The 12,724-nt window shown below is 69.2% G+C and carries 27 protein-coding genes; 5 read left to right on the plus strand and 22 right to left on the minus strand.

Annotated elements, in window-relative coordinates; all coding sequences use genetic code 11:
- Positions 1-88 precede the first annotated feature (88 nt).
- The 18 genes from J4709_RS25590 to J4709_RS54900 form a co-directional block, all read right to left on the minus strand.
- A complete protein-coding gene (locus J4709_RS25590; protein ID WP_208244349.1) occupies positions 89-1,006 on the minus strand; it encodes a hypothetical protein in 918 nt (305 codons plus the stop codon).
- Positions 1,006-1,356 carry a hypothetical protein gene (locus tag J4709_RS25595; RefSeq protein ID WP_208244350.1) on the minus strand — a complete coding sequence of 117 codons (351 nt, stop codon included), beginning with the start codon at positions 1,354-1,356 and terminating at the stop codon, positions 1,006-1,008. The genes J4709_RS25590 and J4709_RS25595 overlap by 1 nt, the downstream gene beginning before the upstream one ends.
- On the minus strand, positions 1,353-1,574 hold the full coding sequence (locus J4709_RS25600) for a hypothetical protein (protein WP_208244351.1): 222 nt from the start codon (positions 1,572-1,574) through the stop codon (positions 1,353-1,355). Before J4709_RS25600 ends, J4709_RS25595 begins: the two co-directional genes overlap by 4 nt.
- Complete coding sequence (locus tag J4709_RS25605; RefSeq protein WP_208244352.1) at positions 1,571-2,011, minus strand: hypothetical protein; 441 nt, start codon at positions 2,009-2,011, stop codon at positions 1,571-1,573. Before J4709_RS25605 ends, J4709_RS25600 begins: the two co-directional genes overlap by 4 nt.
- Entirely contained in the window at positions 2,008-2,553 is a 546-nt protein-coding gene (locus J4709_RS25610; protein ID WP_208244353.1) for a hypothetical protein, read from the minus strand. The genes J4709_RS25605 and J4709_RS25610 overlap by 4 nt, the downstream gene beginning before the upstream one ends.
- Before the next feature lie 10 nt (positions 2,554-2,563).
- A complete protein-coding gene (locus J4709_RS25615; RefSeq protein ID WP_208244354.1) occupies positions 2,564-3,088 on the minus strand; it encodes a hypothetical protein in 525 nt (174 codons plus the stop codon).
- Between the two features lie 5 nt (positions 3,089-3,093).
- A complete protein-coding gene (locus J4709_RS25620) occupies positions 3,094-3,297 on the minus strand; it encodes a hypothetical protein (RefSeq protein WP_208244355.1) in 204 nt (67 codons plus the stop codon).
- Positions 3,297-3,896 carry an NlpC/P60 family protein gene (locus tag J4709_RS25625; RefSeq protein WP_208244356.1) on the minus strand — a complete coding sequence of 200 codons (600 nt, stop codon included), beginning with the start codon at positions 3,894-3,896 and terminating at the stop codon, positions 3,297-3,299. Before J4709_RS25625 ends, J4709_RS25620 begins: the two co-directional genes overlap by 1 nt.
- Before the next feature lie 6 nt (positions 3,897-3,902).
- Entirely contained in the window at positions 3,903-4,286 is a 384-nt protein-coding gene (locus J4709_RS25630; RefSeq protein WP_208244357.1) for a hypothetical protein, read from the minus strand.
- Between the two features lie 7 nt (positions 4,287-4,293).
- Positions 4,294-5,136, minus strand: coding sequence for a fibronectin type III domain-containing protein (locus J4709_RS25635; protein ID WP_208244358.1), 843 nt, complete (start codon positions 5,134-5,136; stop codon positions 4,294-4,296).
- 3 nt (positions 5,137-5,139) lie between these two features.
- Positions 5,140-5,871, minus strand: a complete 732-nt coding sequence (locus tag J4709_RS25640; RefSeq protein ID WP_208244359.1) for a hypothetical protein — start codon at positions 5,869-5,871, stop codon at positions 5,140-5,142.
- 1 nt (position 5,872) lies between these two features.
- A complete protein-coding gene (locus J4709_RS25645; protein WP_208244360.1) occupies positions 5,873-6,025 on the minus strand; it encodes a hypothetical protein in 153 nt (50 codons plus the stop codon).
- Positions 6,026-6,034: 9 nt separating this feature from the next.
- Positions 6,035-6,322 (minus strand): hypothetical protein, encoded by a 288-nt coding sequence (locus J4709_RS25650; RefSeq protein ID WP_208244361.1) that lies wholly within the window; start codon positions 6,320-6,322, stop codon positions 6,035-6,037.
- Between the two features lie 124 nt (positions 6,323-6,446).
- Positions 6,447-7,601: a hypothetical protein gene (locus tag J4709_RS25655; protein ID WP_208244362.1), complete on the minus strand. Its 1,155-nt coding sequence runs from the start codon at positions 7,599-7,601 to the stop codon at positions 6,447-6,449.
- An 8-nt stretch (positions 7,602-7,609) separates the two neighbouring features.
- The gene (locus J4709_RS25660) at positions 7,610-8,011 is read right to left on the minus strand and encodes a hypothetical protein (protein ID WP_208244363.1); all 402 of its coding nucleotides are present in this window, start codon (positions 8,009-8,011) and stop codon (positions 7,610-7,612) included.
- Positions 8,012-8,044: 33 nt separating this feature from the next.
- On the minus strand, positions 8,045-8,779 hold the full coding sequence (locus tag J4709_RS25665; RefSeq protein WP_208244364.1) for a hypothetical protein: 735 nt from the start codon (positions 8,777-8,779) through the stop codon (positions 8,045-8,047).
- Position 8,780: 1 nt separating this feature from the next.
- Entirely contained in the window at positions 8,781-9,401 is a 621-nt protein-coding gene (locus J4709_RS25670) for a hypothetical protein (RefSeq protein ID WP_208244365.1), read from the minus strand.
- A gap of 9 nt (positions 9,402-9,410) precedes the next feature.
- Positions 9,411-9,539 (minus strand): hypothetical protein, encoded by a 129-nt coding sequence (locus J4709_RS54900; protein WP_269757409.1) that lies wholly within the window; start codon positions 9,537-9,539, stop codon positions 9,411-9,413.
- A 133-nt stretch (positions 9,540-9,672) separates the two neighbouring features.
- Between J4709_RS54900 and J4709_RS25675 the strand changes: the two genes are divergently transcribed.
- From J4709_RS25675 to J4709_RS25690, 4 genes are all read left to right on the plus strand, one after another.
- A complete protein-coding gene (locus J4709_RS25675) occupies positions 9,673-9,939 on the plus strand; it encodes a hypothetical protein (protein WP_208244366.1) in 267 nt (88 codons plus the stop codon).
- Positions 9,939-10,331, plus strand: coding sequence for a hypothetical protein (locus J4709_RS25680; protein ID WP_208244367.1), 393 nt, complete (start codon positions 9,939-9,941; stop codon positions 10,329-10,331). Before J4709_RS25675 ends, J4709_RS25680 begins: the two co-directional genes overlap by 1 nt.
- 226 nt (positions 10,332-10,557) lie before the next feature.
- Positions 10,558-10,755 carry a hypothetical protein gene (locus tag J4709_RS25685; RefSeq protein WP_208244368.1) on the plus strand — a complete coding sequence of 66 codons (198 nt, stop codon included), beginning with the start codon at positions 10,558-10,560 and terminating at the stop codon, positions 10,753-10,755.
- Complete coding sequence (locus tag J4709_RS25690; RefSeq protein ID WP_208244369.1) at positions 10,755-11,048, plus strand: hypothetical protein; 294 nt, start codon at positions 10,755-10,757, stop codon at positions 11,046-11,048. Before J4709_RS25685 ends, J4709_RS25690 begins: the two co-directional genes overlap by 1 nt.
- On the opposite strand, the gene J4709_RS25695 is transcribed toward J4709_RS25690, so the two are convergent.
- A complete protein-coding gene (locus tag J4709_RS25695; protein WP_208244370.1) occupies positions 11,042-11,452 on the minus strand; it encodes a hypothetical protein in 411 nt (136 codons plus the stop codon). The two genes, J4709_RS25690 and J4709_RS25695, sit on opposite strands and share 7 nt — an antisense overlap.
- Before the next feature lie 2 nt (positions 11,453-11,454).
- Positions 11,455-11,748 carry a hypothetical protein gene (locus J4709_RS25700; RefSeq protein WP_208244371.1) on the minus strand — a complete coding sequence of 98 codons (294 nt, stop codon included), beginning with the start codon at positions 11,746-11,748 and terminating at the stop codon, positions 11,455-11,457.
- Between the two features lie 88 nt (positions 11,749-11,836).
- Here J4709_RS25700 and J4709_RS25705 point away from each other — a divergent pair, with 88 nt between their 5' ends.
- Positions 11,837-12,088, plus strand: coding sequence for a GntR family transcriptional regulator (locus J4709_RS25705; RefSeq protein WP_208244372.1), 252 nt, complete (start codon positions 11,837-11,839; stop codon positions 12,086-12,088).
- On the opposite strand, the gene J4709_RS25710 is transcribed toward J4709_RS25705, so the two are convergent.
- Together J4709_RS25710 and J4709_RS25715 are read right to left on the minus strand one after the other, a co-directional pair.
- The gene (locus J4709_RS25710; RefSeq protein ID WP_208244373.1) at positions 12,061-12,327 is read right to left on the minus strand and encodes a hypothetical protein; all 267 of its coding nucleotides are present in this window, start codon (positions 12,325-12,327) and stop codon (positions 12,061-12,063) included. The genes J4709_RS25705 and J4709_RS25710 overlap by 28 nt on opposite strands.
- Positions 12,324-12,500 carry a hypothetical protein gene (locus tag J4709_RS25715; RefSeq protein ID WP_208244374.1) on the minus strand — a complete coding sequence of 59 codons (177 nt, stop codon included), beginning with the start codon at positions 12,498-12,500 and terminating at the stop codon, positions 12,324-12,326. The genes J4709_RS25710 and J4709_RS25715 overlap by 4 nt, the downstream gene beginning before the upstream one ends.
- Positions 12,501-12,724: the final 224 nt, after the last annotated feature.

Raw genomic sequence — 12,724 nt, forward strand, 5'->3', positions numbered from 1 at the left:
GAGGGCGGGGCCGAGCACCGGGGGGAATCGGTGCTCGGCCCCTCTGGCGTGGGTGCCAGTCTCGTGGTGGCGAGCGCTGCCGGGTCGTCTAGAAGCCGACCATCGGCCAGGAGATGTTGCCGAGGCTGACCCAGGTGATGCCGGTGTCAGGGTTCTGGAGGACGACGTTGCCCGCGCTGGTCACCAGGAGCTGGGTGTGCTTGCCGTTGTTGCAGGGGGCGTCGAAGGTGTGGGAGGCGGCGGGGGCCAGCCCGGCGGGGAAGGACAGGATCGTCGTCCCGCCGGTGGCCGGGGTGCCCGTGGCGACGCCGATCAGGCCCGCCGTGTGGTCGGGGTACTCGATGTAGCGGGGGGCCTGAAAGCCCCCGCCGAACGCGCTCCAGCCGGTGCCGAAGGTGGGCGTGCCCAGGCCCCCGCGCTTGATGTACTCCCCGACCGGGAGCAGGATCCCGCCGCTGGCCGTGATGAGGCTGGAGGCGTTGATGCCGCCGGGGCCGCCGTCCAGGTTGATGCCGTTCGCCCCGGTGGCGGTCAGGTTGATGCGCGCGGAGATCAGGTCGAAGAGCTGGCTGAAGGCCAGCGACAGGATCTCGGCGTTCATCGTGATCGAGTACGGGGAGGACAGGTCGGCGTTGTTGTCGCTCACCAGCGGGCCGGAGGTGAGCGTCAGCGCGGGCGGGTTGCCGTAGCCGAGATCGGGGGCCGCCACGGTCAGCGTGGACTGGCCCGAGACCGGCTGGTCGACCTCCACGACGCCGGGGGCGACCTCCTGGACGGCCCCCGAGAAGAACTGGATGCGGTTCCCGTCCGGGCCGCTCTCGATCAGGATGTACTGGCCCGAGTCGCCCGTCCGGACGGTGCCGCGCACCACGACGTCATTGAACTCGGCGTCCCCGGACCGCTCGATCCGCCACCCGCTCACTCCGGACTGGAAGCCATCGGACTGGATCGCCTCGCGGACCAGGGTGTCGTTCCCGCCGACGACCGGGTTGTTGAAGCCGCTCATTAGGGGACCTCCTGGTCTCCGGTGACGATCAGCGTGACGTCCGCGCCGGGGGTGCCGCCGGACCAGACCGCGAACACGTACTGGCCCAGCCTCAGCTCCGAGCCCGAGACACGGTCGGTGCTGTCGTTGTTCACGTCGTAGGTCGCGTCGCAGAAGTAGGCGTCGGTGGCCATCACCCCGGCGTAGACGTAGCAGGTGGCCGCCGTGGGCGGCGGGTCGCCCGCCATCCGGATGGAGGCGACCTTGGGCAGCCACGTCACCCCGTGCCCCAGCGGGCCGACGCGCACGGTTCCCGAGCCGGAGCCGTCCAGGGTGCCGCTCCCGACCGCGCGTAGCTGCACCTGGGTCATAGCCGTGCCCGCTGGTAGGAGGTGGCGGCGGTGGCCGAGACCCGCTGCCAGACGCTCACCTGGGCGTCGGCCACCCGCTTGACCGCCAGGGAGCCCCGCATGCCGAGCAGCCGGAGGGCGTCGGGGTCGGCCAGGTAGCGCTGGACGGCCAGGGCCACCAGCGGGGGGCCGGCACTTACGACCACCGCCGTGAGGAACCTGCGGGAGCGCGTGCTCACAGCGTCCTCCGGGTCATGTAGACCGCCACCCGGGCGGGGTAGGTGCCGGTGGGGGCCGTCGCCCAGACCTCCCCCACGGTGTCCAGCGACACCGGGAAGGACTTGGGCAGGACCGCGCCGTCCGGGGCCGCCAGCGTCGCCTCCAGGTTGGCGGGGGACATCGCCTGAGCCCGGCTGGAGGTCAGGACCACGTCGTCGTCCAGGGCCAGCAGGGTGGCCCGGACGCGCAGCGGGTCCAGCGCCAGGAGCTGCTTGTAGGGGTTGTCGGTGGTCAGCACGAAGGTCCGCAGGGCCACGTGCTGGGGGAGGATCTCCTCCACCGCGACCGAGCCCACCGTGACCACCGGGATGGGGTCCACCGAGGGCACCTCGATGTCGGCGGGGTGCTCGGTCTCGTGCTGGATCAGCACGGCGTCGGGGTCGATGTGGTCGGTCACTTCAGGGCCCTCACAATCCGTCCGGCAGGGGTGGCGCTCCCGACGAGGGACGCCACGTTGGTGAGCTTGATGAGGCCGACGACGATGAGCGCGCCGCCCAGGACGACCTCGGCGACCCTCAGCCAGGTGTCGGGGTCCAGCAGGGTCGACAGGACCCCCGCCACGTCCAGGGTGTTGTGCAGGCCGTCCCCCACGGCCTTCAGGGTGTTCTGGGGGAGGTTGCCCACCCGCTCGGCGACGTTGCCCACGGTGTTGCCGATGGCGTTCATCGCGGGGCTGACGAAGCCCGAGATGGCCAGGGCCTGGACGCCGGGGTCGTTCATGCCGTTGCGGATGGTCGTGGCGTCGGAGGGGCTGATGGCCGCGATCATCGCGATGTCGGCCTGGAGCTGGGTGGACAGCTTGAAGCCGCCGCTGACCCAGTCCTGGACGGTGCGCTGGGCCAGGGCGGGGTTCTTGGCCTTCACCCGGGTCAGCGCGGCGGCCACCGCGTTGTACTTGGACTTGGCCGCCGCCGAGGTGGGCGGGGGAGTCGGTGCCATCGTCAGCTCCTCACGAGACCGGCTCGACGGAGACGACGCCGAGGCCGTCGAAGCCGAGGGCCTGGGCGGTCTGGTACCACAGGTCAATGCCGCGAGCGTGGCCACCGCAGCCAGCACCACCAGCGCCGATGTCCAGCTTCTCGGCCACCACCGACTTGCCCTTGTAGGTGATGCGGAGCTTCTGGCGGTAGGGCAGATTGCCCATGGCCTTGCCCATCCCCAGCTCCGCATAGCTCATCGTTCCGTTCAGGTTGTCGCCGTGGTAGCCACGGCTGCCGGTGCCCGGGTCCGAGGGACCGCCGAACACGCTGGCGCAGTACTGCTTGCCGGGTCCCGTGACGCCCGTGGAGGCGTCACCGGTGGGCCCCGACTGGGCGCTGATGCCGTGCACCTGGCTGCCCGAGGGGCGGTTGCCCCGGATGATGTCCTGGAGCGCCGACAGGACGCTGGAACCGCGCAGGCCCGACCAGATGAAGACCAGGCCAGCGCCGACCGCGCCCACGGCGATGGCGTTGATCTGCTTCGGCTGGGCCATGGCGGTCAGACCAGACGCTCGGCGTAGAAGCGCAGCGCCCAGGGGACGGCCCAGAAGCCCACGGCCACCCCGACGATGAAGACGACGCCCTTGTTCATCTGCTCCAGCTCCTCCTTCACGGGCTCGGCGACGACCGCCACCCGGTTGCCCAGCCCCAGCGACGGGGCCAGGTCGTTCAGCCACTCCTTGCGCTTCTCGCACCCGCACATCAGGCCCCCTGAGCGTTCTTCACGCGCCGGACGATGTAGCCCGAGCGCCCGACGTAGTTGGACAGCTTCACCGGGCCACAGGCCGTGCACGCGGCGTTCCACATCTGGGTGGAGCTGGCGATGATCCCGATGTGGGTGGCCGAGACGTACAGGTCGCCCGGCTGGCGCTGGCTGTAGGGGACGGTGGTGGCCCCGCTCCAGGTCATGAAGCCCGTGGTGACCATCGAGCCCTTCAGCAGGCCCAGCCGGTTCAAGACACAGCTCACGTAGCCCGAGCAGTCGAAGCACGACGCCGAGCACGGGCTCCCCGAGTGACCGCCGCCCCAGCAGTAGTTCCGCTTGCCCGCCGGGGAGTTCGCCACCTGGACGGCCATGTTGAGCACCGAGCCGGACGCCCCCGCACCGACCGAGGTGAGGTCGGCGGCCCCCGCCTGGGCCTGGATCTGGTGGACGTTGGCCCCCGAGGGCTTGTTGCCCTTGATGACGTCCTGGAGGGCGGACAGGACGCTGGAACCCCGCAGGCCCGACCACACCAGCAGCGCCCCCGCCGCCATGGTGCCGACGCCGAGGGCGCTGACGTCCTTACCGCCGGTCGCCATGGCCGCCTACATCGCGAAGCCCGCGTAGGACGGCGTGGCCGGAGCCTCCGCCACCTGCTGAGCGGGCATGTAGGACTTGGGCGTGGCCGCCACCGTCTTGCCGGTCTCGGGGTGGATGCCGTTGGCGTGCCGGGCGTGCCAGTCCAGCGCCACCAGGGTCAGGCCGCCCAGGACGAAGATGGTCTTGTCCTTGGCCAGGGCCGAGACGACGATGACCGCCCCCGCGCTCGTCCAGGCCGCACGCTTGCGGGCCGAGTCGATGTTGGAGTCGTGCGGCAGGGTCGCCGTCATGGTGGCGACGTTGGGCAGGTTGAAGGTGTAGGCGGCGTAGACCACCGCCGCCGTGGCCGCACCCAGGGTCAGGGAGCCCTCGGGCTTCAGGATGGACATGCTGCCCTCACTTGTGAGTCGTGACGTAGATGCGGGCCCGCGCGCCGAGCTTGTTGTCAGCGCCCAGCGCGTGGACGTCGAAGCGGTAGCGGGTGTTCGGCTTCAGTCCGGCCTTGTTGTAGTTCGTGTACACAACCGACTGCTGGCGGACGCCCGTGGGGGTGCCGCCGCCCGCCGGGTCGGCCACGTCGTAGACCGCGTAGCCCTTGGCACCCGGGACGGCCTTCCACTCGATGCGCACCGTGGTCTTGCCGACCGAGGCCGCGTGCAGGCCGCTGGGGGCGGGGAGGCTGGAGCCGGACGGGGCGGTGGTGCCTCCCGGGGTGCCGGTGGGGTCGCTCACCTTGATGGGCGTCGGGTAGCCCTGCGGGGGCTGACCGAGCAGGCCCACGGCCTCCAGGAAGATGTTCTTCTGGTCGGAGGTGACCGCCAGGCCCGCCAGCACCTTGGAGATGGCCGTCCCCGAGACCGACTGGGAGACCCCCGACAACTCCAACTGGGACTCGGCGGCGTTGGCCCAGTCCAGGTTCGTGGTGTAGACGCCGCCGGAGCCCAGCCCGGTGGAGGCGGGCAGCGGGTTGCCGTAGACGTCGTAGCCGTAGGGCGCGTACGGCGTCCCGCCCGAGGGGTAGTAGCCCGAGTCGCCCAGGTAGCCCGAGGGGAGGGTGGAGCCCGCGGTGGGGTCGGTGTAGGTGCCGTCGCTGGGCGCGGTGGAGGCCGCCGGCACCTGCGGGGCGTTGCGGTGCCGGTAGTAGGCCACCCCGACGATGACCACGACGACACCGCCGCCCATCAGGGCGTACTTCTTGGGGACGGTCCCGACGCCGGGGATCTTGATCGTGTCAGCCATGCCTCACCACGCGAATCCGGCCGAGGCTCCCGGGCCTGGGAGCGTGTCGGGGTTGGAGGGGGCCACGTACGCGCTCGGGGCCGAGGCGTTCGGGGCGTTCAGGTTGGCCAGGTCCCCGCCCGAGGCGTAGCGCGAGTCGACGTTGACCCGGGCGTTGCGTCCCTGGAGGGGGTTCTGGCGGATGGCACGCTCGGCCGAGCCCACGAACCACGTCGGCACCCAGCCGTGCGAGCGGTACCGGATGACGTGGGCGGAGTCGTAGCCGTAGTCGTTGCCGACGCCGCCGCCCTGGCTGATGTCGTCGGACTGGCCCCGGATCTGGCGGGGGACGTCCTTGGCCAGACGGTTCTCCCCGGGGGTCACGTCGAACACCGGGGAGGTGTCCATGACGTTGGGCGGGACGTAGCGGACCGCCCCCGGCTCCACGAACTTGACCGCGTGGAAGCCCGACGAGATCGCCTGGGCCGTACCGGCGTCCATCTGCGCCCAGGCAGCCGTGGGGGCCGCGTGGGTGATCGGGGTCAGGTCGGGGTTGGCCCCCGCCTGGAAGCCCGGCAGGGAGCCCGCCACGGGGAGCGGGGAGGGGTACAGCGCGGCGTCCTTGCCCCGGATCCCCCGCGTGATCGAGGGGTCCTGCTCCACCCCGTGCCCAGCGTGCACGGGGCCCGCCTTGGACGCCGCGATCTGCTCGTCCTGGCTGAGGGTCCCGTACATGCCGGGCAGCGCGGTAGCCATGTCACTTCCCGGTGATCGAGGTCTTCAGGGTGCCGCTGATCAGGCCGCTGGCGGCCTTGATGACCTGCGGCGTCTGGCGACCCGGCAGCAGGACTGCGGTGGCCATGCCGATGGCCACCGCCCCCGCGATAAGGGTCTGGAGCGCGTTGTTCACGGCGTCCTCCTACTTCTTATAGCCCAATGCCTTGGCCAGGTTCTCCACCGGTGCCGGTGCATTTCCCAGCCGGGCGAATAGCACGGTGATCAGCGAAATGTAGGCCACTCCGACCGCCATCTTCGCCGAGATCTGCTCAAGGCCACCGACCAGCGCCGCCGCCACCAGGGTGGCGGGGATGATGCGCCAGTTGAAATCGACCTTGATGGCCCCGCCCGAGGCGATGGGCGCGAACACGGCCTCATTCGCCAGCGAGATACCGCCGACGACGAGGATGATTCCCGTGCTGCGCGCCATCGCTCAGACCGAGGGCAGCTTGTTCAGGACCGGGAGGGCGCGGACCCGGGGTGCCAGAACGACACCGGCCAGGAACGCCGCCGCGATCAGGAGCGACTTCTTGTTGCCCATTGCTCGGTTCTCCTTACCGGCCCGTGAGCGCGCCGTAGTTGTTGCCCGGGGTGGCGATCCAGTTGGTCAGGGTGTAGAGCGTGTGCGTGCCCGAGCCGCCCACGGTGCCCTGCCACTGAAGCTCGTTTCCGACCTGGGTCACCAGGTAGCCGTTGCGCAGTTCCGCGCCCGGCTGGAATCCGAAGTCGTCGGTGAACCAGACGGGGTAGACGCCGTTCTCGCGGCCGAGGGAGACGTCCGTGGAAGTGGAGGTGAGCCCGTAGTTCTTGCCCATCCGGGAAAGCCACAGCTTGGTCTGGCGCTGGAACAGCGTGATGCGCCCGAAGTTCACCGTGACGGGGTCCGGCCAGTCGGCGTCGCCCTGGGAGCGGGAGCCGGTGGAGTCCACCAGCTTGTAGAGGATGTTGCGGATCGGGAAGCCCAGGCCGTTGCGCTGGACGTTGGACATCGAGCCCGCCGTGAGCTGGACGTTCTCCGAACGCCAGTACTGGAAGGTGCCCGGGACCGGCGGGGAGTCGGCGTGCGCGACGCCCGAGCGCGGGTCGGCGGGCTGGGGGCTGGTGTAGCCGTCCAGGGTGGTGCGGATCCGCACGTTGCCGAGGGTGGTGGGGGCGGTGGAGTAGACGTCGGTGGACTTCGCCAGGACGATTTCCACGGTGTAGCTGGTGGCGGTGGACTTGTTCTCGACCGCGCCGAGGGAATCGCGCTTCACGAATTCCAGCGGGAGGTACATCACCATCGAGAAGGAGCCGCCCGTGGAACCCGATCCGGCGGTGGCCGAGTAGGAGATGTCGCTACGCGGGTCGCCGACCAGGAAGTAGCCGCCGAACTTCATGATGGTCAGCCAGTCGTAGCCCGTGATCGGGCCGAAGACCGGCTGGTTGCCGGTGTCGTAGAAGGTGACGTGGTCGATGGCCGAGAACGGCGCGTCGGCCTTGAAGGCGACGGTGGCCGCATTCGACGCCGTGGTGCACTCGATGAGGAACCAGATGCCGGTGAGCCAGTCGTTCACGCGGGGCGTGTACGTGGGGAACTGAACGGTCCCCGTGGCCATCGTCTTGGTCTGGTCGTAGTCGGTGCCCTCGACCTCGTAGACGCCACGCCGGAACGGCGGCGGGGCGACCGGGGCCGCCGCCTGAGCCTGCTGCGGGGGTGCCTGAGTCGGCATTGGTGCTCCTATCGCGAAATCTTGATCCGGCGCATTTGCGCGGCCTGGTCCCGCCGGGTCAGTCGGCGGATGATCTCGGGCGCTTCGGGGTCGGTCAGGTGCGCTCCGGCGTCGTAGGCGTTACGCGTCATGCGCATGAACGACTCGGCCTGGCAGGCATTCATGCCGCCGGGGGGAACGCAGATGTACGCGCACTGACGCTCGTGGAGCTGGTGCCGAATGGCGTCCGCGCGAGTGTCGTACAGGACGCCATCGGAGCCCCCATCGGAAAGGCGGACGGCCACCCACTTCTTGACCGAGCCCCAGCCGAGGGCCGAGACGTGAAGATTGACCGCGTCAGAGCACCGCCTGGCCGCATCGCTGTGCAGTTCCGGCGTCCCTGAGAGCGGGCATCCCGAGTCGTGTTCCACGCCTACATAGTAAACGGCGTTAACTGTTCTGCGCTACGCCTGGACGATGCAGTAGGTGGGCCCGTCCCGGTGGATGTACAGCCACTCGTACTTGGCCAATCCAGCTACCGCTTCTTCGACCAGCCGGGGCGAGATGCCGCCGATCTCCCCGAAGCGCTTCCGGTTCTTCTCGTCCGGGTCACGCCCCAGGAATGTGTGGGTCGGGGAGTTGTAGATGAAGGACGGAACGGTGCCCTGCTGGGTCCCCGAGGGCTTCTGGCCCGCCGTCCAGAGACCGGCTCCCATTCCGTGGCCCTGAGTCCAGTAGCGGGTCATCTCCTTGGACAGGCTCAGCTCTGCGCAGAGAAAGTAGATCTCGTCCGCGATCAGGATGCTGTCGCCCCTCCAGAACAGGTCGCTAATGGCGGGCTTGAAGCGCTCGGCCAGGTGCGCGTTGTTCACCTCTGAAGGAACATCCATCAGGTGTGGAGGCCATAGGCCGTAGCCCGCCGGCACCTCCTGAGAGAACCACTTCTTGCGGGGCGGCCAGTCCTTCAGGACCGAGTAGTCCATCTGGTCCAGGGCGTTGTAGACCACCGGGTCCTTGGGCTTGGCCACGAGCATGACGGGAGGGACCGAGCACCAGGACGTGTCGGTGTGCTTCAGCAGGTCCCAGATCATCGTCGTCTTCCCGTTCTGGGTAGGCGCGATGAGGGACACATGTTCGCCCGGCTTGTAGTCCCAGTACTCCTGGAGGAAGGCCAGGCGCGGTATGCGCTTGATGAGCATCTCAGGCCGCCTGAGAGGCCATTCCCGCAACGGTCTGCTCGGTGAGTCCGGCCAGGGCCTCGGGGGACTGGACGCCGAGCGGGGCCAGGCGCTCGTGCGGGAGGACGTTGTGGTTGACCAGGAGCTGCATCACCAGCGGGGCCGTGGTCGCCACCACCGCGCCGTACATCGAGCCGGTGGTCAGGAACTCGATGCCCTTGGCCACCTGGCTGTTCTCCTGGGCCAGGTCGTTCCACGCCTTCACGACGTTGGAGCCGTGCACCTGAATGGCTCCGGCGTCGGCGGGCGCGAATGCCGCTGTGGCCATCCAGAGCGTCTGTACGAGGCCCGTCAGCTCCTCGGTGTAGTCCTTCTTCGCCTCGGTCTTCTTGGGGGCCTGTACGCGCGGCTGAGAGGCGCGGTCCTTGCGCGGACGCCCGGCGGCCTTCTTCGGCGTGCCGTCCGGCTTGTAGCCGTAGGGGGCCTCGGCGCTCTTCTTCGGCGGGGCGGGGGCCTCCTTGGCGGCGTCGGAATCGGCGGCCTTGGCCGCGCCCACCATCATCTGCGCGAAGTCCTGGTCCTCCGAGCCCACCGGCTCGGAGTCGACCGGCTTTCCATCGGAGGTCATGAGTCCCTCGGTCATTTTCGATCCTTACTTGGAGACGGCGATGCCGAGGGCGACCACGGCGATGGCGAGAGCGACCACCGATAGGACGGCGGCGGTGGAGACGGTCCGCTTCGCGTCCTCCACCGATGCTTTCGCAGTCTTCAATCCGAACACGTTTACAGCCTACACTCTCGTTAACAGCGTTTACTAGCCGGAGGTGGAGATGCCCAGGGGACCTGGTTCGCCTTTGCGTCCACGAAAGCCGCCGCTCACTGATCACCTGATCCAGGCGAGCGTGGACGGTGGAATGGATCCGGACAGCGGGCATTACCGGGAGCTGGTCTATGGCGGCCTGAGCACCCACGACCGAGCCGTGGAGATCAAGCGTTCCTTGCACCGGTGTGCCACGTATCTGGGCTACTCCATGAAGGCCGAGATCGAGGGGACGGGCCAGGGCTACCAGGTTCGTTTCAGGGCCATCGACAAGGCCAAGGCCCGTGCCTATATCGCGGCCAAGTACAAGGGGCGCGAGCACGAACTTCCGTACAACCCGTACCGACGAGGAGACAACTGATGGAAGCCCACACGCACGGGCCGAACGGGGAGATCATCCTCGTGGACGACGCCCCCGCCGAGGCTGCCGAGGCCGTGGCGGAGGTGGCCGACGCCCAGGTGGAGGTGGCCAAGATCGAGGCCAAGCGGGACGTGGACCTGGCCCGGGAGTCGACCAAGGCCGCCGAGGTCTACGCCAACGAGGAGCTGGCCGCCCTGCGGGGACGTGTGCAGGCCATGGAGGCGATCCTGGAGACCCTGGCCCCGCCGGAGCCCGAGCCCGTTCCCGAGGCCGCCCCGGTGATCGTGGAGGCCCCGCCCGCCCCGGTGGAGACCGAGCCCGAGGCCCCCGCCCCCGAGCCCGCCGAGCAGAAGGTCCCCGCCAAGAAGAAGAACCGGAGCTGGTTCGGCTAAATCGCCTTCTGACCTGCCCTTTTAGGGGGGTCCCCAAGATCGAATGGCGCAACTTGCGGCCAGTAACTTACCCATTCCGCCACGCGCGTGCGCACGTACGCGAGGGAGAGACCATGGAGATCTACGAAGACGGCACGGTCGTCCTGCCGGAGCTGGACCAGGAGGTTGAGTCCTGGTCCATCGAGCAGGACGGCACCGTCACGATGGTGTTCAGGGACGGGGTGTCATGACGCCTGAGTCGCCGAGCACCAACGACCGGCTGGTCCGGATCGAGATCAAGCTCGACCAGGCCCTGACGCAGCACGCCGACCACGAGACGAGGATCCGGCTGCTGGAGCGGGGCCGATGGCCGCTGCCCTCGGTGGCGGTCCTGCTGTCGGTGGGCGCTCTGGCGGCGGCGGTCATCCCCCTGGTGAGCCACTGATGTCCGAGGGGGAGCTGGAGCAGGCCCTACGGGAGCTGCTGGACGAGCGGGGGCTGTGGGGCTTCCACGTCCGGAACTCCAAGGGCTCGGCACCGGGCTGGCCGGACTGGGTGATCCTGGGGTGCCGGCGGGTGCTCTTCCGGGAGCTGAAGAGCGACTACGGCCACCTCACACCCGAGCAGCGACGGGTGGGGTACGCCCTCCAGGCCGCCGGACAGGACTTCGCTGTCTGGCGTCCGGCGGACCTGGAGGCGGGGCGTATCGCTGCTGAGCTGGACGCGCTCACCTACTGAGCGCACATCCTGCGGACGGTGGGCATGACGACCTGGAGCCGGGCGGCCAGGCCCTGCTGGTCCCCGATCGGGGCGGCCTCCAGGAAGTCGTTCAGGCTGGCCGAGTAGGCGGCGTAGGCCCTGCCGTCCAGGCGCTGGTACTCCTGCGCCACCGAGGCGTCCGAGGAGCCCCCTGCGGCCATCTCCAGGGCCGTGCGCGTCAGGGCCTGGACGGCGTCCCGCTCGCACGCTCGGGCGGGGGTGGTGGGCTCGGTAGGGGTCGGGGACTCCTGGGCCGCCACAGGCACGCCGTGAGGGCGGGAAGCGGCGATCAGGGCCATGAGCCCCACCAGGGCCACGCCGATGAGGGCCGACAGGACGACCAGGGTCCCCCGGGGGTGGTGGTCCCTCCTGTGGACGGCCACCCCTACTTCGCCCCGAGCCGGGAGGCGATGGCCACCGAGGCGTCCACGACCTTGTCGGCCTCGGCGATGGGCTCTCCCCAGGAGTGGAAGAACCAGAGCCGCCCGCCGTCCTCCGAGCGGGCCTTGCAGGTGACCAGGTCCGAGGGCTCGGGGGCGTCATCGCAGCATCCGTCCCTGAACGGGTTGGTGACCCGGACGCCGTGGGTCAGGAGCTGGACGTCCAGCCCGTTGTAGGTCTCCAGCCGGATCTTGAGCGCGCCCAGTCTGCCCTGGGCCTTGGCGATCGGTGTGTCCATGGCTCCGAACTTAGACGCACCTCGATACACCTAGCCATAGATAGACGCACATCGATGGCATTAGTGCTGGTCAGATAGCGTTCGATACATGATCGAACTGGATGGCATCGAGCCCCTGCACCAGCAGTTGGCCGCCGTCCTGCGCGCCCGCATCGAGGACGGCACCTACCCGGCGGGCTCCCGGCTGCCCTCCATCGCCGAGCTGTGCGAGGAGAGCGGGCTGACCAACACGACCGTCCAGAAGGCCCTCCGCCTGCTGAAGGAGGAGGGCCTGGTCCGGGGCTTCAAGGGGCGCGGGACGTTCGTGGCCCCTCAGGAGCCCGAGGGCTCGGCGGACTGACCCCCGGGGACGATCAGGGCCGCCGGGGTGATGGCCAGGCCCTCGGGGCGGGGGATACCGGGATAGCCCCGGTACTTCTCCTCGGCGTAGGCGGTGGCGTCGAAGCTGTCGTAGGTGAAGGTCCAGGTGCGGTCGGCGGCGCAGGCGTACACCCAGTAGCCCACCGAGGGGTGGTCCGGGTGCTGGGCGTACAGGGCCACGTAGCCGTCCGGCCGGACGTCGGCCTTGATGATCCTCACCGGGTCACCTCCGGCACGTCCAGGAGGGCCCGCAGGGTGTCCGGGGTGGCCAGGGTGCGCACCCGGGAGAGCTGACGCGACAGGCGGGCCGACTCCATCCGGAGTTCGGCCAGCGCGGTGGCGCTCTTCACTCGCTGCGACTCGAAGTAGTCGCCGTTCATCGATTCATCCATGGGGCCGTTGTAGCACGCGTTCGGGCATTCCCAAGAGAGTGAAGATGCACCTGTCCCGCGGTTCCCCAGATAAGTGGGGAAGGCATTCATTAGTTAACTGGGGAACGCGTCTCCGTGACCATTCTGTGACCTCTGACCTGGGATGACAGGTGATCACGCGCCCTGTAGAAAGGGTGGAGCCCCGCCGCTCTGACACGACGGGGCTCCGAAAAGACATTCACCTG

Origin of the sequence: Actinomadura violacea (assembly GCF_017573465.1) — a bacterium.
GTDB lineage: Bacteria > Actinomycetota > Actinomycetes > Streptosporangiales > Streptosporangiaceae > Spirillospora > Spirillospora violacea.

Bases quoted from the DNA above. Each gene is read 5' to 3' on its own strand.
- J4709_RS25680 (WP_208244367.1), top strand. From the start codon at position 9,939: ATGGAAGCCCACACGCACGGGCCGAACGGGGAGATCATCCTCGTGGAC.
- J4709_RS25700 (WP_208244371.1), bottom strand. From the start codon at position 11,748: ATGGACACACCGATCGCCAAGGCCCAGGGCAGACTGGGCGCGCTCAAG.
- J4709_RS25630 (WP_208244357.1), bottom strand. From the start codon at position 4,286: ATGTCCATCCTGAAGCCCGAGGGCTCCCTGACCCTGGGTGCGGCCACG.
- J4709_RS25620 (WP_208244355.1), bottom strand. From the start codon at position 3,297: ATGTGCGGGTGCGAGAAGCGCAAGGAGTGGCTGAACGACCTGGCCCCG.
- J4709_RS25670 (WP_208244365.1), bottom strand. From the start codon at position 9,401: ATGACCGAGGGACTCATGACCTCCGATGGAAAGCCGGTCGACTCCGAG.
- J4709_RS25625 (WP_208244356.1), bottom strand. From the start codon at position 3,896: ATGGCGACCGGCGGTAAGGACGTCAGCGCCCTCGGCGTCGGCACCATG.
- J4709_RS25650 (WP_208244361.1), bottom strand. From the start codon at position 6,322: ATGGCGCGCAGCACGGGAATCATCCTCGTCGTCGGCGGTATCTCGCTG.
- J4709_RS25640 (WP_208244359.1), bottom strand. From the start codon at position 5,871: ATGGCTACCGCGCTGCCCGGCATGTACGGGACCCTCAGCCAGGACGAG.
- J4709_RS25610 (WP_208244353.1), bottom strand. From the start codon at position 2,553: ATGGCACCGACTCCCCCGCCCACCTCGGCGGCGGCCAAGTCCAAGTAC.
- J4709_RS25590 (WP_208244349.1), bottom strand. From the start codon at position 1,006: ATGAGCGGCTTCAACAACCCGGTCGTCGGCGGGAACGACACCCTGGTC.
- J4709_RS25635 (WP_208244358.1), bottom strand. From the start codon at position 5,136: ATGGCTGACACGATCAAGATCCCCGGCGTCGGGACCGTCCCCAAGAAG.
- J4709_RS25715 (WP_208244374.1), bottom strand. From the start codon at position 12,500: ATGGATGAATCGATGAACGGCGACTACTTCGAGTCGCAGCGAGTGAAG.
- J4709_RS25675 (WP_208244366.1), top strand. From the start codon at position 9,673: ATGGATCCGGACAGCGGGCATTACCGGGAGCTGGTCTATGGCGGCCTG.
- J4709_RS25615 (WP_208244354.1), bottom strand. From the start codon at position 3,088: ATGGCCCAGCCGAAGCAGATCAACGCCATCGCCGTGGGCGCGGTCGGC.
- J4709_RS25690 (WP_208244369.1), top strand. From the start codon at position 10,755: ATGTCCGAGGGGGAGCTGGAGCAGGCCCTACGGGAGCTGCTGGACGAG.
- J4709_RS25655 (WP_208244362.1), bottom strand. From the start codon at position 7,601: ATGCCGACTCAGGCACCCCCGCAGCAGGCTCAGGCGGCGGCCCCGGTC.
- J4709_RS25595 (WP_208244350.1), bottom strand. From the start codon at position 1,356: ATGACCCAGGTGCAGCTACGCGCGGTCGGGAGCGGCACCCTGGACGGC.
- J4709_RS25685 (WP_208244368.1), top strand. From the start codon at position 10,558: ATGACGCCTGAGTCGCCGAGCACCAACGACCGGCTGGTCCGGATCGAG.
- J4709_RS25665 (WP_208244364.1), bottom strand. From the start codon at position 8,779: ATGCTCATCAAGCGCATACCGCGCCTGGCCTTCCTCCAGGAGTACTGG.
- J4709_RS25705 (WP_208244372.1), top strand. From the start codon at position 11,837: ATGATCGAACTGGATGGCATCGAGCCCCTGCACCAGCAGTTGGCCGCC.